This is a genomic window from Pseudomonas sp. PD9R (assembly GCF_019200975.1).
Lineage (GTDB): Bacteria > Pseudomonadota > Gammaproteobacteria > Pseudomonadales > Pseudomonadaceae > Aquipseudomonas.
This window is the reverse complement of the sequence record NZ_JAHTMR010000002.1, coordinates 57,569-80,342: the sequence shown is the minus strand read 5'-3', so window position 1 is coordinate 80,342 and position 22,774 is coordinate 57,569. Positions and strand designations below refer to the sequence as shown.

Annotated in this window: 21 protein-coding genes; 8 read left to right on the top strand and 13 right to left on the bottom strand. The window is 59.4% G+C overall.

From position 1 onward, the window contains the following. Nucleotides 1–50: 50 nt before the first annotated feature. Genes KUF73_RS04870 through KUF73_RS04860 form a run of 3 tightly spaced genes read right to left on the bottom strand, consistent with a single transcriptional unit; the run spans nt 51 to nt 3,498 of the window. A complete protein-coding gene (locus KUF73_RS04870) occupies nt 51–806 on the bottom strand; it encodes a class II aldolase/adducin family protein (RefSeq protein ID WP_218436941.1) in 756 nt (251 codons plus the stop codon). After that, a complete protein-coding gene (locus tag KUF73_RS04865) occupies nt 803–1,753 on the bottom strand; it encodes a GTP-binding protein (protein ID WP_218436940.1) in 951 nt (316 codons plus the stop codon). The genes KUF73_RS04870 and KUF73_RS04865 overlap by 4 nt, the downstream gene beginning before the upstream one ends. Continuing rightward, entirely contained in the window at nt 1,750–3,498 is a 1,749-nt protein-coding gene (locus KUF73_RS04860; RefSeq protein WP_218436939.1) for an amidohydrolase, read from the bottom strand. The genes KUF73_RS04865 and KUF73_RS04860 overlap by 4 nt, the downstream gene beginning before the upstream one ends. Before the next feature lie 270 nt (nt 3,499–3,768). Here KUF73_RS04860 and KUF73_RS04855 point away from each other — a divergent pair, with 270 nt between their 5' ends. The 7 genes from KUF73_RS04855 to KUF73_RS04825 all read left to right on the top strand — a co-directional run bounded on the left by KUF73_RS04855 (nt 3,769) and on the right by KUF73_RS04825 (nt 11,721). After that, entirely contained in the window at nt 3,769–4,674 is a 906-nt protein-coding gene (locus tag KUF73_RS04855) for a LysR substrate-binding domain-containing protein (protein WP_218436938.1), read from the top strand. Nucleotides 4,675–4,973: 299 nt separating this feature from the next. Continuing rightward, on the top strand, nt 4,974–6,065 hold the full coding sequence (locus KUF73_RS04850) for an ABC transporter ATP-binding protein (RefSeq protein WP_218436937.1): 1,092 nt from the start codon (nt 4,974–4,976) through the stop codon (nt 6,063–6,065). Between the two features lie 90 nt (nt 6,066–6,155). Next, nucleotides 6,156–7,268 (top strand): ABC transporter substrate-binding protein, encoded by a 1,113-nt coding sequence (locus KUF73_RS04845; protein WP_218436936.1) that lies wholly within the window; start codon nt 6,156–6,158, stop codon nt 7,266–7,268. A 10-nt stretch (nt 7,269–7,278) separates the two neighbouring features. After that, nucleotides 7,279–8,151, top strand: a complete 873-nt coding sequence (locus tag KUF73_RS04840; protein ID WP_218436935.1) for an ABC transporter permease — start codon at nt 7,279–7,281, stop codon at nt 8,149–8,151. Between the two features lie 7 nt (nt 8,152–8,158). Beyond that, on the top strand, nt 8,159–8,986 hold the full coding sequence (locus KUF73_RS04835) for an ABC transporter permease (protein ID WP_218436934.1): 828 nt from the start codon (nt 8,159–8,161) through the stop codon (nt 8,984–8,986). A 274-nt stretch (nt 8,987–9,260) separates the two neighbouring features. Then, nucleotides 9,261–9,965: a hypothetical protein gene (locus tag KUF73_RS04830; protein WP_218436933.1), complete on the top strand. Its 705-nt coding sequence runs from the start codon at nt 9,261–9,263 to the stop codon at nt 9,963–9,965. Nucleotides 9,966–10,290: 325 nt separating this feature from the next. Beyond that, entirely contained in the window at nt 10,291–11,721 is a 1,431-nt protein-coding gene (locus KUF73_RS04825; protein ID WP_218436932.1) for a PLP-dependent aminotransferase family protein, read from the top strand. A gap of 95 nt (nt 11,722–11,816) precedes the next feature. On the opposite strand, the gene KUF73_RS04820 is transcribed toward KUF73_RS04825, so the two are convergent. The 10 genes from KUF73_RS04820 to KUF73_RS04775 form a co-directional block, all read right to left on the bottom strand. Continuing rightward, nucleotides 11,817–12,617, bottom strand: coding sequence for an N-acyl homoserine lactonase family protein (locus tag KUF73_RS04820; protein ID WP_218436931.1), 801 nt, complete (start codon nt 12,615–12,617; stop codon nt 11,817–11,819). Nucleotides 12,618–12,631: 14 nt separating this feature from the next. Beyond that, nucleotides 12,632–13,591 carry a diiron oxygenase gene (locus tag KUF73_RS04815; protein ID WP_218436930.1) on the bottom strand — a complete coding sequence of 320 codons (960 nt, stop codon included), beginning with the start codon at nt 13,589–13,591 and terminating at the stop codon, nt 12,632–12,634. A 67-nt stretch (nt 13,592–13,658) separates the two neighbouring features. Continuing rightward, nucleotides 13,659–14,417 (bottom strand): TauD/TfdA family dioxygenase, encoded by a 759-nt coding sequence (locus KUF73_RS04810; protein ID WP_218436929.1) that lies wholly within the window; start codon nt 14,415–14,417, stop codon nt 13,659–13,661. An 18-nt stretch (nt 14,418–14,435) separates the two neighbouring features. Further along, on the bottom strand, nt 14,436–15,311 hold the full coding sequence (locus tag KUF73_RS04805; protein WP_218436928.1) for a branched-chain amino acid aminotransferase: 876 nt from the start codon (nt 15,309–15,311) through the stop codon (nt 14,436–14,438). Nucleotides 15,312–15,333: 22 nt separating this feature from the next. Then, nucleotides 15,334–16,674: a KamA family radical SAM protein gene (locus tag KUF73_RS04800; RefSeq protein ID WP_218436927.1), complete on the bottom strand. Its 1,341-nt coding sequence runs from the start codon at nt 16,672–16,674 to the stop codon at nt 15,334–15,336. Between the two features lie 27 nt (nt 16,675–16,701). Then, nucleotides 16,702–17,349, bottom strand: a complete 648-nt coding sequence (gene yfcF / locus KUF73_RS04795; protein WP_218436926.1) for a glutathione transferase — start codon at nt 17,347–17,349, stop codon at nt 16,702–16,704. 215 nt (nt 17,350–17,564) lie between these two features. Continuing rightward, nucleotides 17,565–18,050, bottom strand: a complete 486-nt coding sequence (locus tag KUF73_RS04790; RefSeq protein ID WP_218436925.1) for a cupin domain-containing protein — start codon at nt 18,048–18,050, stop codon at nt 17,565–17,567. An 81-nt stretch (nt 18,051–18,131) separates the two neighbouring features. Further along, the gene (locus tag KUF73_RS04785; protein WP_218436924.1) at nt 18,132–18,626 is read right to left on the bottom strand and encodes a RidA family protein; all 495 of its coding nucleotides are present in this window, start codon (nt 18,624–18,626) and stop codon (nt 18,132–18,134) included. Between the two features lie 47 nt (nt 18,627–18,673). Next, entirely contained in the window at nt 18,674–19,954 is a 1,281-nt protein-coding gene (locus tag KUF73_RS04780; RefSeq protein WP_218436923.1) for an acetyl-CoA carboxylase biotin carboxylase subunit family protein, read from the bottom strand. 42 nt (nt 19,955–19,996) lie between these two features. Beyond that, a complete protein-coding gene (locus KUF73_RS04775; RefSeq protein WP_218436922.1) occupies nt 19,997–21,097 on the bottom strand; it encodes a hypothetical protein in 1,101 nt (366 codons plus the stop codon). A gap of 149 nt (nt 21,098–21,246) precedes the next feature. Here KUF73_RS04775 and KUF73_RS04770 point away from each other — a divergent pair, with 149 nt between their 5' ends. Beyond that, on the top strand, nt 21,247–22,665 hold the full coding sequence (locus KUF73_RS04770; protein WP_218436921.1) for a PLP-dependent aminotransferase family protein: 1,419 nt from the start codon (nt 21,247–21,249) through the stop codon (nt 22,663–22,665). The last annotated feature ends 109 nt before the right edge of the window (nt 22,666–22,774 follow it).

Sequence of the window (22,774 nt, the reverse complement as noted above, 5' to 3'; positions counted from 1 at the left end):
AACCACTGTCCCTGTAGGAGCGAGGCTTGCCCGTGAAGAGGCCCGTCAATTCAATCGCGATACCCCGGCGCCACACGATCCAGCAATCTCAACAACGCCGCCCAAGCCAATTGCATGGCATCCGGGTCATTGAGTTCTGCCTCCTCCAGCGGCCGTCCCGGGTCATTGAACTGACGCTCGGTATGCGCACAAACCTCATGCGGCGGCAGCACCAACTCACCCGCTGCCTGTGCAGCCAACTGTATGTCGCAAGCCTTTTCCAGGTAATACATGCGCATGAATGCCTGGCCAACCGTCTCGCCAACCGTCAGCAAACCATGGTTGCGCAGCATCAACACCGGCTTATCACCGATGTCCTGCACCAGCCGCTGCTGCTCGCTCATGTCCAGCGCCACACCTTCGTAATCGTGGTACGCGACGCGGCCGTAGAACTCCATGGAGATCTGATTTACCGGCAACAAACCGCACTTCAACGCGGCAACTGCGCAACCGGACTTGGTATGAGTGTGCAGCACGCATTGCGCGTCTTCACGGGCAGCGTGAATCGCGCTGTGAATCACAAAACCTGCCGGGTTCACCGGGTATGGCGACGGCTCCACGGCCCGACCATCGAGGTCGATTTTCACCAGGTTGGACGCCGTGATCTCATCAAACATCAGCCCATAAGGGTTGATCAGGAAATGATGCTCCGGCCCCGGCAAACGCACCGAGATGTGGGTGAAAATCAGGTCGGTCATGCGAAAGTGCGCGACCAGTCGATAACAGGCGGCCAGTTCTTCACGCAGGCGTTGTTCGATCGGATTCATCGGCGAGCGGCCTCTTTCACTGTGCAGGCTTGCAGCCCCTGACCCAACGCTTCCCAGCCGTCAAAGCCACGGCGAGCGATAAACACCAACCGCGTCGCACTGGCCTGCCCCTCATCGGTGGCCGGCAGAAACTGACTGCGCGTGCCGACATGTTGCAACCAGTGCGCCTTGCCACCCTGCGCCAGCACCACCAGCCCTTTGACCCGGAACACATCCGCAGGCAACGCCTTCAACCAACCACGCAAACCATCGACGTCCAGCGCCGTGTTGCTTTGCCACAACCAACTGCTGAACATTTCGCTGTGATCGTCGTCGGAAACCCGCGTCAGTGGTTTCTGTGCTCGCGGCTCAAGGTCCAGATCAGTATCCAGCCACAACGCATCAGGCAATTGCGCCTGCACACTTTCATGGACCCGAGTCCTGACGCCCAATGCATCGCGCAAGCCCTGCAACTGCTGCTCGTCAACCAGATCGGTCTTGTTCAACAGCAGCAAGTCGGCGGCAGCCACCTGGGCTCTGGCCAGGCGCGCATATTCACCGTCGAGTTGCAGATGCCGGGTGGCGTCGACCACGGTGATCACCATGTCCAGTTGCATCTGGCTGCGCAGTTGCGGGTAGGCCAGGGTTTGCACGATGCGCTGCGGATCGGACACGCCGCTGCACTCGATAACGATGCGTTCAAGCCGGGGCTCCAACTGCGCCAGGCTGACCAGTTGCGCCAGCAAGTCTTCTTGCACGGTGCAGCAGATACAGCCGTTTTGCAGGCTGTACACCGCATCGGTGACTTCGGAAACGATGGCCGCATCGATGTTCAGCTCACCGAAATCGTTGACGATAACCGCCAACCGGCTGCCCTCCGCACGGCGCACCATGCGGTTGAGCAATGTTGTTTTACCGGCACCGAGAAAGCCCGAAACAACGGTCACGGCGATTCGTGGGGAAGTCATTTGGCCTTGCCCTCCAGCACCGGTGGCTCGCCCTGCCAGACCGCTTTGAGCCCCATCGACGCCAATGTCGAATGACGGTCATACACCAACTGCCCTTCGACAAACGTCAGCAGCACTTGAGTCTTGTGGATGTAATTGCGCGCCGGTTCAGCGAACAGGTCGCGGTCGATCACGATCAGGTCCGCGGCCTTGCCGACTTCCAGGCTGCCGGTGGTTTTTTCCAGGCCCATGGCGATAGCGCCGTTGCTGGTAATCACGTTTAACGCCTGTTCGAGGCTGATCGGATCACCGAAGCATGCAGGGTCGTCGTTCCACGGGTTCTGCCGGGTGACCATGGTTTCCAGCGCCAGCCAAGGGTCGATAGACGCCACCGGCCAGTCGGTACCCATGACGGCGGTGCCACCGGCTTCGAGTACGCCTTTGAAGTCGTAAATGCGCTTGAGTCGTTCCTGGCCATAACCGGAGCGCGCGCCGCTGGCGAATGGCGTCGGATACCAGGCCGCCGGGGAAAACTCGGCGATGACGTTCAGTTCCTTGAAACGCGGCAGGTTGCCTGGGTGCAGCAAGGTGCTGTGAGCGCACTGGTGGCGCACGCCACTGAAACCATTGCGGCGTCGGGCTTCGGCTACGGCATCGAGGAACACATCGGACGCGCCGTCACCGGTGCAGTGGGCAATCACGCGAATACCCTTGCGGTCCATGTCCACCACCATGTCGGTAATGTGTTCAGGCGTGAGGTTGAGCTTGCCGCGCCAGCTCTTTTCCTGCGGCCACGGGGTCAGCAGGTACGAAGATTTCGGCTCTACGGTTCCGTCGAAATGGAACTTCACCGCGTTGGCACTCAAGCGCGCACTGCGGTAGTAGTGACGCTCACCGGCCAGCAATTCCCAACGACGACGCACCGGGAAAATATCGTCCTGCCAACTGATGGCGGCTTCGATGCGGACGGTCAGTTCACCGCTGTCATCGAGCTCCTTCAACGCTTGCAAACGCTGCTCACAGACGTGCACGTATTTGCTCGCGGTGACACCGCGCGAACTCTGGAAATGCACGCCATCGCGATAGGCGCGGCGCAGTACGCTGACCGGGGTCGGCGGCATCGCGGCGTGGATCATCGCGTAGGCGCCGTCGATCATCAGGCCGGTCGGTTCGCCGGTCAGTTCGTCACGTTCAAAATAACCGTTGCGCGGGTCAGCGGTATGGCTGTCGATGCCGGCCAGCTCCAGGGCCTTGGAGTTGACCATCATGGTGCCCCACATGCGATCGAGCAGCGCCACCGGGCGGTCCGGCATGACGCTGTCGAGCCACGCCCGGCCTGGGGTCAAACCCGCCTCGCGGAAGGTGTAGCGCACCCAGTACTGACCGTAGATCCAGCCGCCACCCGGGTGGCTGTCGGCATAGGCGAGGATGCTTTCGCGCAGTTGTTCCGGGGTCGGGTCTTCGATGCCCACGTCGAGATCGTCGCTGTAGCGCGGAGCCAGCGCGAGATCAGGATGGGTGTGCATGTCATGCAGGCCCGGCATGCAGAACGCGCCTTGCAGATCATGCACCCGAGTGTTCGGGCCCTTGAACGTCTCAAGTTCGCCGAGGCTGGCGACACCGATCAACTTGCCGTCGCGGATGGCGACGGCCTCGGCCCATGGGTTCGCCGGATCCTGAGTGTAGATGCGACCGTTGGCCAGGATCAGATCGGCATAGGTGCCTTGCACGGAATGGGTAGAAGAAAAGTTGTCGGACTCAGCCATGTAAGCCACCTTTGAGTTCAGGGCAGTAGAAAGGTCCACGGTGCGTTCTGCACTTCGGGGACCTGAAAAATTGTTGTTGTTTTAGTCAGCAGCGCGAAGCGCCTGAGCACAACGGGTCATGCGTCACTTCTACGATGAAGGGCCGGACCGACCTGATGACAAGTTGGACTAGTATTGTTGAACCAACCGATACAACAATCGATTTTTTTTGGCCTGACTGTTCAATTTACGTCACCATATGTGCCACATCCACCCACAGCGGAATGATTTATGCGCTTTCCTTCGATGACAGCCCTGCGCGCGCTGGACGCGGTTGCCCGCCTGGGCAGCGTGTCGGTCGCCGCCCGTGAACTGAACCTGACCCGTAGTGCCATCAGCCATCAGATCAGCAAGCTGGAGGAATGCGTCGGTTTCGCCCTGACCGAGCGCATCGGTCGCGGCATTGGCCTGACCTATCAAGGCGAACGCTATGCCCGCGAGGTGCACGGCATTTTGTTGAACCTGCTCGATGCCGGTCAGCTCGTCGGTGACCAGGAAGTTTCCGGGCGGCTGTGCATAAGTTGTGCCCCCGGGTTCGCCACCTATTGGTTGTGCCACCACATTGGCGCGTTCCTTCGTCAGTACCCGCAGGTGCAATTGCAGCTGATTTCGCCCCGGACTCCGGACGACACCCACAACTCCAACGTCGATCTGTTCATTGCGTATGGCATTGGTGACTGGCCGGAGATGGTGGTTGAAGAGATCGCCGCATTGCGCTTCTTCCCGGTGTGCAGCCCGCGCTTGATCAATGCATTGGGCGGGTTGAAAAACCCGCAGGAGCTCAGCACCTACCCGCTGCTGCACATGACCGACTACTCGGACTGGCGCGTCTGGCTGACGGCTGCTGGCGCCTCAGGGGTCAACGCGGTCAGCGGCATTCTGTTTTCCGATGCGCATTGCGCGCAGTCGGCCTGCATTGCCGGCCAAGGTATCGCCATCGGCGACAACCTGATCAGCGGCGATGCCCTGTCCAAGGGTTTGCTGGTGCGTCCGTTCGACATCACCATCGACCTGCACCGTGGCTATTACCTGGCCGCCGACCCGCTGAAGGCTGAGCGCGCGGTGGTTCAGGCCTTCAGCAACTGGGTCAAGACGCAGCTGCAATCGTCGCATCAGACCTGGCAAGACACCCTTTAAACCCTGTGACACACCCCCTGTAGGAGCGAGCCTGCTCGCGATGAGGCCATCACATTCAACATTCATGCTGCCTGAAAAATTGCTATCGCGAGCAGGCTCGCTCCTACAGGTCAGGGCTCTGTTTCAAGGCTCTGAGGCAGTGTGAAAAACACAATCGAATTGAGTAATAAAACTAACCAATACCAGCAAAATAATTCCATTGATGTAGCGATATTTTTAACAATAATAAGCCCAAAGCCCATTTCGGATTCGCATCCGTCCTCGTACGTTTTATGGGCAATAAAAAGAGGAACTCCATAGTGTCCAGCCGTTCAGCGATTCAGCTCAGCGCACAAGGTATCAGCCAGTATTACGGTCGTTTCGCGGCGCTGGATAACGTCGATCTTGACGTTCGCCAAGGCGAATTCCTTACCCTGCTGGGTCCCTCCGGCTCGGGCAAAACCACCTTGCTGATGATCCTGGCCGGTTTCCTCAGCCCGACGTCGGGCAAGCTGATGGAGCAAGGCGTCGACATCATCAAGCGCTCCGCCGAGAAGCGGAACTACGGCATGGTGTTCCAGGGTTATGCGCTGTTCCCGCACATGAGCGTGGCGGACAACGTGGCCTACCCGCTGCGCATCCGCAAAGTCGCAGCCGACGAGCGCCAGCGTCGGGTCAAGCACATCCTTGAAGTGGTCGGCCTCGGTGCGCACATGCACAAGAAGCCTTCCGAACTGTCGGGCGGTCAGCAACAGCGCGTGGCGATTGCCCGAGCGCTGGTGTTCGAACCGGAACTGCTGCTGCTCGATGAGCCGCTGTCGGCGCTGGACAAAAACCTGCGCGAACAGCTGCAAACCGAGCTGCAACGCATCCACCGTCAGGTCGGCACCAGTTTCGTTTTCGTCACCCACGACCAGAACGAAGCCTTGGCGCTGTCGTCGCGCATCGCGATTTTCAATCACGGCAAGCTGACCCAGGTCGATACCCCGGAAAACATCTACAACCGCCCCGAGAGCCGCTTCGTCGCCGAATTCCTCGGCAAGATGAACCTGTTCCCGCTCGACAACCTGGCCCGCAACGGCCAAACCGCCAGCGGTCGCTGTGGTACCAGCGTCCTGCACGCCTTGGCCCCGAACGCCTTGAGCAATGCACCGATCGTGCTGGCCGTGCGCCCCGAGCACATGGAACTGCACAGCGAGTGCCCGACCCGGGACGGCTACAACGTGATGCCCGCACAACTCACCGACAAGGTCTATCAGGGTTCCAGCACCCATCTGGCGCTCAAGGTTGGCGGCGATACCCTGCCGATCAACCTGTCCGTGCCCGGCAATCACCCTGGCGCGCTGATGCCCAGCGGTGCGCCGGTGTGGCTGAGCTGGCCGGTACAGCAAAGCTTCCTGTTGCAGGCCTGACACCATAAAAAATTGCGTCACAAAGCTCTCTTCCAATGACAACAAAAAGGCCGGTGCCCACGCAGGCACCCGCCGACTGAGGACTTGCCCATGCGCCAGGATCACCAACAAGACTGCATCGAAGTGCTTATCGAAAAGGCCCGCGACGGCCAGATCAACCGCCGCACCTTCATCCAGGCCATGGGCCTGCTGGCGGCGGTGCCACTGGCGCTGCGCAGCGGCATCAGTTGGTCGGCGGACAAGCCGCTGGTGGTGGTCAACTGGGGTGGCGATGCCCTGAATGCGTTCCGCTCGGCGTGGACCGACACCTTCACCAAGAACACCGGCATCCAGGTGCGCATCGACGGCGCCGGCCCGACCGAAGGCGCGATCCGCTCGCAACTGGCCAGCGGTCAGCCAAGCTGGGACGTGGTCGATGTCGAGAGCTACAGCGCCCTCGTGCTGGGCCGCGAAAAAATCCTGCAACCGCTCGATTACAGCGTGATCAAGCGCGATCAGGTTGCCCCGTCGCTCGCTTCCGATTTCGGCATCGCCAGCTACCAGTTCAGCTATGTCATGGCCTGGGACAGCGCCAAGTTCGGCGACAACGGGCCGAAGACCTGGGCCGATTTCTGGGATGTGAAGAAATTCCCCGGCAAGCGCACGCTGTACAAGTGGATGAACGGCATGCTCGAAGCGGCGTTGCTGGCTGACGGCGTACCGGCCGATCAGCTCTACCCGCTGGACGTGCCACGGGCGATGAAAAAGATCGACGAGATCAAACCCCACGTGCTGTCGTTCTGGAGTTCGGGTGCCGAGAGCCAGCAACTGATGGTCGACGGCGAAGTGTCGGTCGGTGCGATCTGGCACACCCGCGCCAAGCTGCTCAGCGAAGACACCGACAATCGCGTGCGCTGGAGCTTCGACAACGGCTTCATCAACTCCAGCAGTTGGGCGGTGCTGACCGGCAACCCGGCCGGCACACAACCGGCGATGCAGTTCATCCAGCACGCGCTGCAACCCGAAGGCCAGCTCAAACTGTTTGAGTTGCTGGGCAACGGGCCGTCGAACAGCGCCACGGAAAAATTGATGTCGGCCAAGCAACTGGAAGCTAACTGCGGCTCTGAAGCGAACCTGAAAAAACAGATCGCCCTCAATGCCCAGTGGTACGCCGATAACTACTCGAAAGCCTTGGAAGAGTATCTGACGCGGTTGTCCAAGTGAGCCTTTGACCATGACTACGACCCTGACCTCAACCCTCAGCAAACCCAAGCCACGCTTCAGCTCGCCCGGGCTTGAGCGCGGTTTGCTGCTGTTTCCGCTGCCGGTGTTGCTGCTGATTTTCTACGTGCTGCCGTTTCTTGGCGTGGTCGGCTGGAGCTTCTCGCTGCCAACGCCAGGTATCGAGCAGTACCAGCGCATCGCCACGGACCCGGCGATCCACGAGATGCTCTGGCGCACCTTGCGTCTGTGCCTGACTGTCAGCTGCCTGGCCTTGTTGATCGGTTATCTGCTGGCGTACTGCTGGGTGTTCAGCCCGCCGTTCTGGCAGCGCGTGGTGGAGATCTGCATCTTCATTCCGTTCTGGATTTCCGTGCTGGTCCGGGCCTTCGGCTGGTTGATCGCCCTGCGCAGCAACGGTGTGCTCAATAACGGCTTGATGGGCATGGGCCTGATCGATCAGCCCCTGCAACTGAGCCGAAACGAGATCGGGGTGGTCATCGGCATGCTCCACGTGATGATCCCGTACGCGGTGTTCCCGCTGCTGTCGAGCATGCGCCAGCTGGACCAGCGCATTCTCATGGCCTCACGCGGCCTGGGTGCCGGTGCCTTGCGCACCTTCTGGCAAGTGCTGCTGCCGCAGACCCTGCCGGGCATGTTGGGCGCGTTCATCATGGTCTTCGTGTTCTGCCTGGGCTTCTTCATCACCCCGGTGCTGTTGGGTGGCGGGCAAACGGTGATGATCGCCGAGTACGTGTTCCTGCAAATGTTCCAGACCAGCAACTGGGGTCTTGGGGCGGCGCTCAGCGTGGTGCTGCTGGCCCTGGTCAGCGCGTTGATCTGGGTGTTGCTGAAAATGACCCGCGTGAACCGACTGGTAGGCTGAGGAAATTATGAATACTCATCGCACGAGCCTGAGTACCCGGCTGCTGGCCGTGGTCGCCATGGCCTTTATGCTGTTCCCGCTGCTGACGGTCATTCCGGTGTCGTTCACCAGCAAACGCTTCCTGTCGATGCCGGAAGGCAACTGGTCGCTGCGTCACTACGAGGCGCTGATCAGCAATCCGGACTGGTTCCATGCCATCAGCCAGAGCCTGACCATCGCCTTCGCCACCAGCATCATCGCTACGCTGCTGGCCGCCAGTTTCAGCCTGGGCATCTGGTACATGCGCTCGAAGCTGGCCACGGCGCTGATCGGCCTGGTGCTGCTGCCGATGGCGATTCCGCCGGTGATCTCCGCGCTGGTGCTGTACTTCATGGAAACCAAACTCGGCCGTTACGCACCGGGTATGGGTTACGACACCCTGACTGGCGTTGTGATTGCCCACGTGATCATGGTAGTGCCGTACGGCGTGGTGACCATGCTGGTCGCGCTCAGCCAGATAGACCGGCGCATTGAACTGGCCTCGCGCAACCTCGGTGCCAGCCTGATGCAGACCACGTTCATGGTGATTTTGCCGAACCTGAAGCTGGGTTTGGCTTCCACTGCGCTGCTGGGTTTTGCCCTGTCGTGGGAAGAAGTGGCGGTGACGCTGTTTATCACCAGCGTCAACGTCGACACCCTGCCGAAGCGCATTTGGAGCGGTCTGCGCGATAACGTTGACCCGAGCGTCGCGGCGATTTCGGTGTTGCTGATTTCGCTGACGTTGCTGGTGTTGATCGGACGGTTGGTGGTGCAACATTTGGCCGATAAACGGGCGCAGAGGTTGCTGCATCCGTAAACGTAAAAACCTTCAAGTGAAAAGCCCTGTCCTGGTGACGGGGCTTTTTATTTTCATAATCAAAAGATCGCAGCCTTCGGCAGCACCTGCATGCGCCCCCTGTAGGAGCTGCCGAAGGCTGCGATCTTTTGATTATGATTTTTAAGCAGGGTTTGCTTTGTCCGCTCGCCTGTTGGGCCGTGACAACGTCGCCGCGGTCCAATAGATTAGTCAGCCTGAAAAAGCCCCCGAGCTTTCTCGCCCCAATTCAAGTTAAAAAAGTAGTGAAATTTCAATGTCCGATTCCAACACCGCTGAATCCGTAGTCACCTTGTCGTCCAAAGCGGAATACGAAAACTCCATCAATCTTTCACAACACGTGTCCCAGGCCAAAACCATCAGCGAGATGGTCCTGGACGCTTTCCAGTCCACCCGTGAAAGCGACCAGATCCGCGAACTGCGCACCGCGATTCGTCAGGCCCACGACAGCTTCGACGACGATAAAGCCTACGCACTGATGGGCGAACTCAAGCAACTCAAGGACGCCGAAGCGGCCGACATTTCGGCCCTGGAAGACCTGAGCAGCAAATTTTCGATCAGCCGCATTCTCTCCAGCTTCAAAGACGACCCGGCGTTTCAGGAAATCGTTTATGGCTTGGCGTTGAAGGTGCTGAACCAGACGCACCAGGCCATCAGCAACCCGAGCAGCGGCAAGAGCAAGGCGGCACGGGTCAAGAAAGACGTCGAAGTGTTTACCATCAGCAAGGACGGCATGAGCGTCACCTTGCCGCTGCGCACTCCGCGTTCGCGCTTGAACGTCGACCGCGAGGCCCTGGAATTCCTCGGTTTCACCTTTGTCGGCGAAGGCGATGAGGCGGAGCTGGAAAGCGAGACGTTCCTCGACAACACCGGCGCCGAACAGGCGACCAATCGCAAGAACATCATTACCGCCCTGCAGCAACAAACCGCGTTCGACGGCTACAGCATCGCCGCGCAGTAAAGCAAACCCCTGTGGCGAGCGAGCTTGCTCGCGTCGGGCTGCGTAGCGGCCCCAAAAATCCAAGTACACATATAGATTTTTTGTGAGTGCTGCGCACTCAAGCGGGAGCAAGCTCCCTCGCCACAGAGGCCTCACCGCCTCACAAATGAGCCCCGCCATCGTGCGGGGCTTTTTATTGCCCGTGATTCCCCTCAAACCGCGATTACTCTTCCAGTATCGACGCCAGAAACACTTCCCTAACCCTTCAGCACCACGGGTCCGCCTGCGGGGAGCGTCAACTCACTTTCCAGCCCAAGACCTCGGTGGTGCGATTGCTGAGGTCATCATGAACACGACGCCCCTCTACCGTCAGTTGGCCAACCATTACCTGGACGCCATCCGCAGCGGCACCCTGAAAACCGGTGAACGCTTTCCCTCGATTCGATTGATGATGGAAAAACACGCCGTCAGCCTGTCGACTGCGGTGCAGGTGTGCCGCGAGCTGGAAGACTGTGGCGTACTGGAAGCCCGGCCACGTTCGGGCAACTACATTCGCCAGCCCGATACACCGGCCAAACCCGTTCCGGCCACCCTGCCCCCGCTGCTGGATACCGGAGTCTACGTCGGCATCCATGAACAGGTGTCCTCGGTGCTCAAGGCCAGTCAGCGGGCGACGATCAAGGTCAATTTCGCCAGCGCCTATTGCGCCCCGGAGCTGTACCCACTGAAAACCCTGCAAGACAACATGATCAAGGCGCTGCGCCACGATCAGCACCTCTTCGGTGCGGCGGGTTCGACCAGTGGCAACAGCGCGCTGCGCAACATCCTTGCCCGACGGGCGCTGACCGCCAAGGCCCACCTCACAGCCGATCGTATCGTCATCACCAACGGCGCCACCGAAGCGATCAACCTGGCCTTGCGCGCAGTCACCCGCCCCGGCGACGCGGTGGCAGTGGAATCGCCGACCTTTTACGGCCTGCTGCAAATTCTTGAAAGCCTGAACCTGCGAGTGCTGGAAGTCCCGGCCTCGACACGCAGCGGCATCAATCTGCTAGCCCTCGAACAACTGCTGCAAGGTCCTGAACGAATCAAGGCGCTGATCGTCATTCCCAATCTGCACAACCCGTTGGGCAGCATCATGCCCGACGCCAACAAGGCGCGGCTGGTACAGCTATGCACCGAATACAACACGGTACTGATTGAAGACGACACCTACGGCGACCTGGTGGACACCGAGCAACCGTTGTCGACGCTCAAACACTGGGACCGCACGGGCAACCTGATCTATTGCGCCTCGCTGAACAAAACCCTCGCACCGGGCATGCGCCTGGGCTGGATCAGCGCAGGCAAATGGCACGACCGCGTGGAAATGCTCAAGCACACCCAGTCCCGTGGTTGCGAAGCGTTGTCGCAATTAGCCGTCAGTGCGTTCATGGGGACACCGTCCTACGAACGTTACCTACGGCGATTGAGGAAAACCCTGACGCAGCAGCGCCAGCAGATGAGCGCGGCGATTACTCGCTACTTTCCCGCAGGCACTGGCGTGACCAACCCGCAGGGCGGGACGTTGCTGTGGGTAGAACTGCCGCGTGAGCATTCGTCCATGGCGTTTTTCCATGAGGCGTTGAAGGTCGGCATCCAGATTTCACCTGGGGATATCTTTTCCAATGCCAAGCGTTTTAATCACTTTGTGCGCATTGGCTGCGGGGCCCCGTATTCGCCGAGGATTGATGAAGCTGTGGCGACCTTGGGCCAAATCCTCAAAAACCAGGGCTAACCACATTCCCTGTAGGAGCTGCCGCAGGCTGCGGTCTTTTGATCTTAAAAAATCAACATCAAAAGATCGCAGCCTGCGGCAGCTCCTACAGTGGTTTAGCGGGGTGTTTGGTGCAGACAGATGATGTGCGGGTCGTCGTACCAGTGGGGGAAGCGTTCGGCGATCAGTGGGTCGTGGCCGGGGATCACGTGGTCTTCGCTGTCGGCCAGGCGATCGATTTCGATGAACGCTTCAAGTGTCTGCGCCAGATCATCCAGAATCGGAAACGGGCTGCGCTGGCGGATATTCATCCACAAATGTGCGGCGTCGGAGGCCAACACAATCCAGCCGCGCGCGGTGTTCACCCGAACCACCTGGCTGCCGGGTGTATGCCCGCCCACCGGATGCAGCGTGACACCCGGCTTCACCTCGACGGTGCCCTTGTGCAAGCGCATCCGCCCTTCGAACAACGGCGGCAACGCCGACATCACGTCCTCGACTTCGTAGGTTTTGTTGACTGTGCGATGGGCCATTTTCGGCCCGGTGCAAAAGCGCAATTCTGCCTCTTGCAGATGCACCGTCGCTCCCGGAAACAGCCCCAGATTGCCGGCATGATCCCAATGCAGATGCGTGAGGATCAGGTGCTCGACCTGCGCAGGATCGATGTCCAGTTGGCGCAGCGATTCTTCCGGCAGGCGATACATCTGACGGTTGCGTCGATCAGCCGTGGCCGGTTGAAAGCAGGTGTCGACCACGATCACCTGCTGCCCGTTACGAATGACCCAGAAGTAGTAATCCAGCGGCATCGACGCATTCGGATCACCACAGCAGGCGTCGTAAAGAAAATTCTCTTTGGCAGTGCGCTGGGCATTGGCGCCGACACGAATCGCGAACACTTCATACACAGGAACGGACATACGCACCTCCTGGTTCAGGCCGCTGCGGTGGCTTTGAGGGTCGGACGAAAATCGAAATCGATCTGCTCGCTGATGCCCAGGTCCTGCGCCAGACGATGCAGGCCGCTGTAGTCGCGCATGATCGTCGCGTTCTTGTTGTTCTCACGGGTGTCGGCAATGATCAGCGCCGCCTCCTCGACCCCCAGCTGCGTCAGAATCGCCTCCCACATCGAGTAGTCCTGGGCGATAAAGGCACTCAGCGCCACCGACAAGTTACGTGCGAAAAATTCCCGCTGGGCCGGTTGCATGTTCGCGTACATGACCTTGGCCACTTCGGCCAGCACCTTGCTATGGGCGTATTCGTCGCGGTTGTGCTGATCGGCCACGCGCCGGTTTTGCGGTTGAATCGTTTGATCGTCTGCCAGCAAGTCCAGATAAGCGTTGACGCTGATTTCGGCCACTACAGCAAAGGTGATCGCAGCCAAATCCCGCTGCCACTGCTCGGTCAGCGTTTCACGCAAGGCGATCAGTCGCAGATAAGTGACTGACGGCGGCAAATCCAGATCCTGATCGAGCGCCCGCTCAAGCTTGGTCCGCTCGATCGCCCGCAGGTGCATGAGCGTGTGGTAGTGCTCGTCGATCAGCGTTTGTTGCATAGCCTCGCGAAAATGCCAGTCGTCCTTGCCCAGGTATTGATTGGCAATGACGCTAAGCGCCGGATTGACGATATGTTCTTCGGCGGTCACGGTGCGCAGGTTGTAGCCGATCCAGCCCCAGGTCACCACGCTGCTTTTGAGTTCTTCACTCAAGGCCTGGAATGTCGGATGGTGGAAAAACGGCACCATGCACTCCGGGTAATCCGGGCGCGCCGGGTCGAACACTTCGTCGATGTTTGCCCTGTCCGGCGAGCAGACCGTGGCGCGCTTGGTCCAAGCCTGATTGAGCCGCACGATCAGTTGATGATCGACCTTGGCGATCTCGATTGCTGTTTGCATGACGCGATACCTGTAGGACGCGTACCCGCCACGGGGTACGCCAATTGAATTAGGGGCGACGGAAAATTCAAGCCAGCCAATAGCGGGTCAGGTTGCGCGCCGGGTCAGTGTATCGACTGCGCGCATGAATCATTCGCCAGTTGTCCCAAATCAGCATGCATCCGTCGGGTATCAGCACCGGAATGTTGTGCTCGACGAAGAACGCTTCACCAAGCACGGCAAACCTGGCCAGGGGTGAAGTGCTGTTGGCGACTTGGGATTGCTGCAAGGCTTCCTTCGACGGATTCACATCGCCGTAGTGAAACTGGTTGTAGCTGAAGCGGAAAATATCCCCGTCTTCTGTAGGCGTCAGGATGTATTCCTTGACCCGACGTTGCCCGGGCTCGCCGGGTTTGGCCGTGGCGACGAACTCCACCGGCGTGTCATCCAGCCATTCGCGCAGTTCTGGTTCGCTGTGCTCAAGGGATTTCAAAAACTCATAACCATCCACCAGCCCCGTATGCCCGCCCCCGCAGGCGGCCTGTTTATGGCAATGCAGCGCGAGGTAGCGTGGCGGCGGTCCATAGACTGGTGCTTCGGTGTGCGGGCCTATGCCGTTCATGCTTTGGGAATACGGCAAATCCTCATAACCCGGCTTGCGAGTAATGGCAAAAGCCATCTGCCCATTGAACTGCGGAATGACCGGGCCGAACTCGTGCAATGTGCGGACTACGTCGTGGGAAAATTCCCCTGGTGTCAGCACCGTCCAGCCTCGCACCGACAATTCTTCATGGCGATGGCCCAGTGATACGTAAGGTTTAGAGGCAACAATCCCTTGATCTGGCATGGTGAGATTCCTGGCTGTTTATCCGGCGTTTACGGTTGAGGTGTAGGCGGCAATCAACTCGGCGCAGGCGTTGCCCGGTCGATAGTGCTGCTCATCGATGCTCTGCACGGGCGTGATTTCAGCGGCGGTGCCCGTCAGAAAACACTCGTCAAAGTCGCCCAGTTGCGTAGGCAAAATCGTTGTTTCGATCACCTGGTAATCCAGGGCCCTGGCCAGTTCGATGACGGTCTGCCGGGTAATGCCGTTGAGAAAACAATCCGGCACAGGCGTGTACAAAGTCCGACCTTTGGCGAAGAACACATTGGCGCTGGTGGCTTCGGCGACATGGCCGCGCCAGTCGAGCATCAACGCATCGTGATAGCCGTAGTTTTCCGCGTCGTGCTTGCTCAGCGTGGCGATCTGGTAATGCCCGGAGGCCTTGGCTTCGAAGGGGCTGCTGTTCGGTGGCGGACGACGCCACGTGGCGGTTTTCAAGCGGATGCCGGCCATCCGCGCCGCCGGGTCGAAATAGCTCGGCCATTGCCAGCAGGCGATCGCCACGTGTACGCGGTTGAAACGCGCCGAGGTGGATATCATCTCGCTGCCGCGCCAGGCCACCGGCCGCAGGTAACCGTCGACCACATTGTTACGCTGCAGCAGTTCATAACTGGCCGCCTCCAGTTCCTCAAGCTCAAATGGGATGGCGAAATCCATCAACTGTGCCGAGCGATACAGCCGCTCGCTGTGTTCGCGCAATTTAAAGATCTTGCCGTTGTACACGCGCTCGCCTTCGTACACCGTGCCTGCGTAATGCAGGCCGTGAGTCAGCACATGCAGGCGCGCCTCGGACCACTCGACGAACTCGCCGTCCAGCCAGATCCTTCCTTCGCGTTGATCAAATGGAATACCGCTCATGTCCCTACTCCTGTGAATTGTCCTACGCCGTTTGCAGCAGCACCGGTATCAATTCCGGCGTTGCGACGGTCTCGGTCTGAAAGAAAAATGCACGCTCGCCGAAGGCTGGGCGCAAGTCATCGAACCAGGTCACGTGAGGGTCGAAGCGTGCATAGAAAGTGCGCAACACCCATTGCGGATTGCGCGCCTGGAGGAACTGCAAGACGAAGACTTTTTCCCCGGCGACGGTCTCGATGCCGTTGATCAAGACCTTGCCGTAGAAGGTGCTCATGGACGGACCGCGCACCGTACGCGCCAGCCCGGACACCGTGCGATACGCCGCCTGAAAGATCTCGAATGCCCGGGCCAATGGCATCGCGAAATAGTGGCTGGGGCCGGTGTCGCGTTCGACGAACATGTAATAAGGCACCGCCCCCAGCCGCACGCCTTCGGTCCACAACGCCGCCCAATCGGCCGGGTTTTCGTTGATGTGGCGGATCACGGGCGCCTGCATGCGCAGGGTCGCGCCGGTGGAACGAATGCACTCGACCGCCTGCCGGGCGATGTTCTGGCGAATCTCAACCGGGTGGTTGTAGTGGCCCATGATCGACAGATTTTTCCCTGCCGCGACGATGCGCTTAAACAGTTCCAGCAGCTCGGGTGCATCCTTGTCACTGACAAACCGCTGCGGCCAATACGCCACGGATTTGGTGCCGATGCGGATGTTTTGCAGGTGTGGCAGCTCCAGCAACGGTTCGACGTAACCCGCCAGCGAGCGCGTGTTCATGATCAGCGGGTCGCCCCCGGTGATCAGCACATCGGTGACTTCGGTGTGCACCCGCAAGTAACTCACCAGCTCCTGGGATTCACGGGCGTTGAACTTGAGTTCTTCTTCGCCAATGAACTGCGCCCAGCGGAAACAGAAGGTGCAATACGCGTGACAGGTCTGACCGGCACCGGGGAAAAACAACACGGTCTCGCGGTACTTGTGCTGAATGCCCGCCAGGATTTTTCCGTCGAGGGTCACGCCGTTGTGCGTCAACTGGCCTGCCGGGTGTGGGTTCATCCGCAGCCAGATTGCCTCGATCCGGCGCTTGATGGCGGCGCTGTCGTCCTGGTCAATCAGATACTTGAGTGACGCATATTCTTCCGGTAGCAACATGTCCTTGTGAGGAAAGGTCATGCGGAAAATCGGATCGTCCGGAATGTTGCTCCAATCGATCAGCGTCCCAAGAACGTATTCGTTGGTGCGAAATGGCATGACCCGAGCCACGACGGTCATGGCCTCCTGCAACGCGGGCGTCAGCTTATGCCAGTACGGTGTCTCGCGGATGGTGCGTGAGTTATAGGGTTTATATTTTTCCTGCTCCGACATTCCCTGCATGGCAGTGCTCCCGATGTGTGCTGGCCGTTATGACTGGATGGCTGGCGCTACGCGCTCTATGTCCATCCATGCCCGAACGCTGTCGCGATCCCACTGCCGACGGACATACGCCGCCAGCCGCGCAGGCACCTGATCGCCATTGGCGACCAGCCGGTTGAGCATGATGGCCAGGTCGGTGTCGGCGATGCTCCAGTCACCGAACAGATGCTCGGCACCCTCTGGCAGCAAGCGATCCGCGACAAAAAACAAACGCTCGACCGCCGCACGGGCGTCATCGGACAGCGCAGTGTCCTTTTTGCCGAAGTACACGAGATCAAACGGGCGCTCTTTGCGCACAACCAGCAAATCACTGCGCAACCAGGCCTGCAGTTGACGGGCACGGGCGCGTTGCTTGATGTCCTGTGGGAAGAGCCTGTTATGCCCTGGCGTGAGTTCGTCGAGGTATTCGGCGATGGCCGATGATTCCGACAGCGCAAAACCTTCGTGAACTAATGTTGGAATCTTGCAGGTCAGCGAAACATCACGATAACTGGCCTGATAGTTCTGCCGAGCTTTTAAATTCAGGGTGATAAATTCAAACGAAAGTTGCTTTTCCTTGAGCGCTACAAAAGCCGACATCGCAAAGGCACTGACAAAGTCCGCACCCACATAAAGTTTGAGCTTGTTGTTTTCCATAGAACACTCCATTGCAATGGCTGCATGATTAACCTGCATTGGAAGTGATCGTAGTAAGTTGATTCGAGGCTGGATAGATACAGAATTTGCTTGTTTCAATCGATACAGAAAGTTGTTTTTTGGTCTGCCGGTGGTCAGGTGATTGCCCCGCAAAACGCCAAAAAAACAAAAGGGAGCCAGCGAATGCTGGCTCCCTTGAGGGGAAAATGGAGGGGTTATGCCGGGGTGGTGATCAGCCCGTGGCTGTCGGCGAAATTCGAGAGCAGCGCCATTTGCGGCATGTTGCTCATGTTCAGCATGGCCAGTGGCGTATCCACGCTGGTGTTGACGAAGCCGTGCCTGGTCCAGGCCGGGACCAGCAACACGTCGCCGCTGCTGACGTTGACCTCATCGGCATCACCCAGGGTCAACAAACCGTTGCCGGACTGGATGACAAACAGATGCCACCAGGAATGGGCGTGCCCATTGAGTACTACACCCGGCTTCAGCCATTGCATGGCGATCGCCATGCCGGGTGTCACTTCGCAGCCTTCGATATTCTTGTCGTGGGCTAACGCAACGATATCGACCTCACTGGCCTCCAGTGCCTGGGGTAGTCCCGCCAGTTCCGCGCCCTTCCAAACCTTTGGACTTGTTGGCTGATGATGCAAACTCTGACGAAAATCCTTATATGAAAAAAACGCACCTTGAAAGTTATCCATTCGCACGTTCCTTCTTATTTTATAAACATGAACGCTGAACCTTATGTGAACGGTTCAGCGCTGTAAAGCCAAGCGATTTACTTATAACGCTGATGGACGCAGTGCCGCGATCATATCGACTTCTATCGCCGCGTTTTTTGGCAATTGATAAACACCGATGGTTGTACGCGTATGTTTCCCGGCATCCCCCAATACATGACTGAAGACATCCGAGGCACCGTTGGCCACTTCGCTGAGGTCGACAAAGTCTGCGGTGGACTTCACATACACTGTTACCCGAATCAGTGACTTGATCTTGTCCAGTGAACCAATGGCATCGACGATCAGCGCCAAGCCGCGCATCGCGCTGATGCTGGCGGCGGCTTGCGCATCGGCCATGCTGAGGTCGAGTCCGACTCGGCCAGGGTAGTGAATTTTACCGTTCATGCGCGGCACCAGCCCGCTGATATACAGCTCATCGTGGTGGCGGATCAGCGGCGCATAATGCCCGCCTGCAGTGTTTTCGCCATAGATGTCATACCCGAACTCCTGCGCCAGGGCGATGAAGCGCTCGTCGCAGGTCATGTGCTCAATCATTTACAAACCCTCTTGATCAATACTGCAAAAAACATCGATCCCTGCAATCAACCCACCGCCCTTTCAGGCGGTGCCAGGTTGGTGATCCCGATCCTTGATTCGATGGCCTCGGCCAGCCGCAACAGGTCATTGCTGAGCTGCCCGTAGTGTTCGTTGAACAACACGACGTGGCCGATAAACGAGGTGTTGTCCTGCACCAGAGCGCAGACCGAATCACCGATGCGCTTGGCCAGCACCGCTTCTACCAGTTCAATGTTCAACGACCGGGCTAGCGCCTGGACGTCTGGTACGGAGCGCAAGATGCCGCCAGCCGGGGCCCGGAGCAGACGGATGCCGCAGTAGCCGCGCGGAACCGGATCGTGCTGTTCGACCTGGCCTTCCACAGCCCAGCGGACCCAACGCTCCCACGGGTTGAAATCGAAGAACGCCCGGCGCGCCAGGTCCCAGATGTGCATGCCACCGGGGCGCATATTGGTTTCCACGGCCGACGTCAATTGATCGGCCCGGTGGAACACTTCGTTGTGCCAGGCGCCGTTGTCCTGCGACACCAGCCCGGCCATGTGGCGACCAGCAGCCATGAGTCGAGATTGCGCGTCTGCTGACAACGGCGCGGGCACCACTTGCTGGATCTCTGCGCGGTAGGCGCCTTCGGTGGTGGTCTTTTCGGTGATCCAGGTGCTGCCGGCCACGTAATCCCAGCTGTATTCACGGGCGTTCTGGACGAGTTCTTCGAGAACGATGCCGCCTTCGCGGTACGGCTTGAGCGCGTGCCAGGCCTCGTCGCATTCGGACGGGTGATGGATGACGCGACAACCGCGGCTGGCACCTTCGCAGGCCGGTTTGATGAAGGCCTTGCCACCCAGTTCAACCACTCGCTGACGCAGTTCGGGCAGGCTCTCGACGCGAGCGGAAAACACCGGGCGGTAGTCCTCGGGAGAGCTGGCGGCAGTCGCTTCGAGTTGGCGAAAAATCTGCTTGTCCAACCCGGCCCGCGCTTCAGTCGGGGTAATACCGGGCAGGCCGAAATGATTGGCCAATGCGGCACCCAACAGCACGCCGCGATCAGAGAACGGCAACACGCCGATGAGTTTCCAGCGGTCGGCGTTCAGGCAACCGACCACCAGTTCCAGGGAAGACGCCACGTCTTTCTCGGCCAGCGAGGTGCTGCAGACGTGATCGGCGACTTGATCGTCATAAGGTTGAATCTGCTCGACCAGCAGAATCAGGCGGGCGTCGTACAGCGACTTGCACAGCTCGCGCAGCTTCTGGATATCGTGAACCCGATTGCCGTTGTACCCGACCACTACTACACATGAAGTCGTATTCATACTGCCCCCGACCTGCAAAGTGAAAACCGAAACGGCGATGACTCAGTCGTGCAATGACGCATTGGATTTACGGTTCAGCCAGTACCAGGCCAGAATCCCCCCGGCACCAATGACAGCCAGAACCAACGCGTTGTAGGGCGGTGGTGCGACCCGCATGATCAACACTGTCAGGCCCGCACCGACGCCCAAGGACACTTCCTTGACGAACATGTTGTTTTGCTTGACCGAGAAGTAATCGAGGTAGCTGAACGCGCATTCGGCAATGGACAGCAGCGCCACCCAGACCAGCGCGCCAGCGAGGGTTTCGACGTGGAAAGCGGCGGGCGACGACAGCACCGCGAAGCCGCCGACGATGATCCCGATCACCGCCACCACCTTGAAGCGCCCGGTGCGTTCGATCAGCTTCATCACCGGCACCTGGGCGAAGACCACCACGGCGCTGTTGAGGATCAGCATCAGGCCGTACCAGGCCGGCAGTTCACCGGTTTTGAGCAGGATCGCTTGGGGCAGGATCGAGAACACGCCAAACAACTTGATGCCCATGATGATCCCGGCGATCACCCACGGCAGTTTGCTGCGCCAGTGGCTGCCGTCCTGGGTCGCGGGACGCGCAACCACCGGTTCCGTGGTGAAGGTCGCACCGAGGGCAATCGGCAGGCACAGCAGCACGAAACTCGCCGCGCCGAGGAAAAACATTGTCGGGGTGAGCAGCGGCGACAGCAGAATCAGCCCCGCCACCAGACTGCCCATGTTCATGGCGACGCGGTTGTACGCCGCGCCTTCCTTGGTCTGCGCCGCTTCGCTCTTGATCAGGTAACCGGCAATTGCAATGCCGTAGGCAAACAACGCGGCGGCAAACATCACCAAGCCCTGGTTGCTGGTAACCGCCAGCAGCACTAACCCGAGGGCGGCGCACAGCAGCGTGACACTCAGCGAACGGCGGCCGAGCACCAGCAAAGTCAGCGGCAACAGCAACAACAAGGCCCGATACCCGAGGGCCAAAATACTGTTGGTGGCGGTGTCGAGCCAGACGTTGGCCTTGCCCAGCACCGCGAACAGCGAGACCGCCGTGATGATTCGGATGGTGAACAACCGCAGGTTGATGACCGGTTTGGCCACCGCGACCGTTGTTTCGACACTCATGCAGCACCTCATAAACCGGGTGATGGTCGGACCGGGCAGGGTCGACCATCAGAAAAGTCTGTAAGGGCATGGTAGAGAGAGGGGGTTGTCTTGATCAGAGCAAGTTCGTATAGAATCCAACGAACTTTACTGCCGGAGAGACCAGTAAAATGCAGGTTCAACGCGCAGTCATCAAAGCGGTCGAATTCCAGCCCGGCGTACCGCTGGTGCAGCAGATCGTCGATCAGCTGTCCCAGGCGATCAGCACCGGCGGATTGCCTCATGGCGCCAAGCTGCCGCCGATTCGCGAACTCTCCGACTTGATGAACGTGGGCAAGTCCACGGTGGTGGACGCTCTCGACCGCTTGCGGGCCAAGGGTCTGGTGGTGTCGCGCCAGGGCTCGGGGCATTACGTGCATCGCGCTGCCACTTCGCTGCCGGGTGGCACCGGCCCCGATCTGCAACCCCAGGACACCCTCAGCGTGGTCCGTCGCGCCCTGTTGCTGGACAACGGCGCCCTGCGCCCCGGCTGTGGTTTCCTGCCCACCTCGTGGCTGCCGGCCGATGAACTGCTCAAAGCCGTGCGCGGTACTTTGCGCGCGACGTCGTTGCGCATGGGCGAGTACGGCGTGGCGGGTGGTTACTTGCCGTTGCGCCAGGCGTTGCGGGTCAAACTGGCGACCTTCGGCATCGAAGTGCCGGTGGACCAGATCATCACCACCGCCAACACCATGCAGGCCATCGACCTGCTGATGCGCCTGCTGGTCAAACCCGGCGACACCGTGCTGCTCGACGATCCGTGCTACTTCAACATGCACGCCAACCTGGCGCTGCATGGGGCCAAGGTCATTACCATCGCCCGGGATTGCGACGGCATGGACCTGGAGGCGTTCGAGCAACTGCTGATCGCCCACAAGCCCGTGCTCTACATGACCAACAGCACGCTGCACAACCCGACCGGGCACTCGTTCTCCCCGGCGCAAGTTTATCGTTTGCTGGAGCTGAGCCATCGCTATGGCTTTCACATTCTGGAAGACGATTTGTACTGCGACATCCAGCAACGCCGCACCCCGCGTCTGGCGGCAAGCGGCCTGGACAATGTCACCTACATCTCCGGCTTCTCCAAAACCCTCACCGCCAACAGTCGCGTCAGCTATGCGGTGCTGTCACCGCAACTGGCGGCACGGTTGGTTGCGCTGAAAATGGCCTGTGGCGGCGTGACCTCGGAACTGGCGGAGCACATCACCTGCACGATGCTCAGCGACGGCAGCTACGCCAAACATGCGCGGCGCACGGTGGATCGGCTGTATGAATCCAATAGCCGCGTAGCGGGTTGGCTGGAAGAGGCTGGGTGTTCAGCGTCGTCGTTGCCGGGCGAAGGCTTGTTTATCTGGACGCGGCTGCCGGAAGGGTTGCATGCCGAAACGTTGGCCCGCAGAGGACTGGAAAACAACCTCGTACTCGCGCCCGGCACCTTGCTCAGCAAAGGGCCTGATGCCAGTCACTACCTGCGGTTCAACGTCGCGCACAGTGATCACTTGCAAGTGCGTGAGCGCTTCTTCCGATTGCTTGATACACCCCATAAATAGCTGACCGCCCCAGAACCTGTGGGAGCGAGCTTGCTCGCGAAGAGGCCGTCACATTCAGCATTGATGTTGCCTGTCATGCAGCCATCGCGAGCAAGCTCGCTCCCACAGG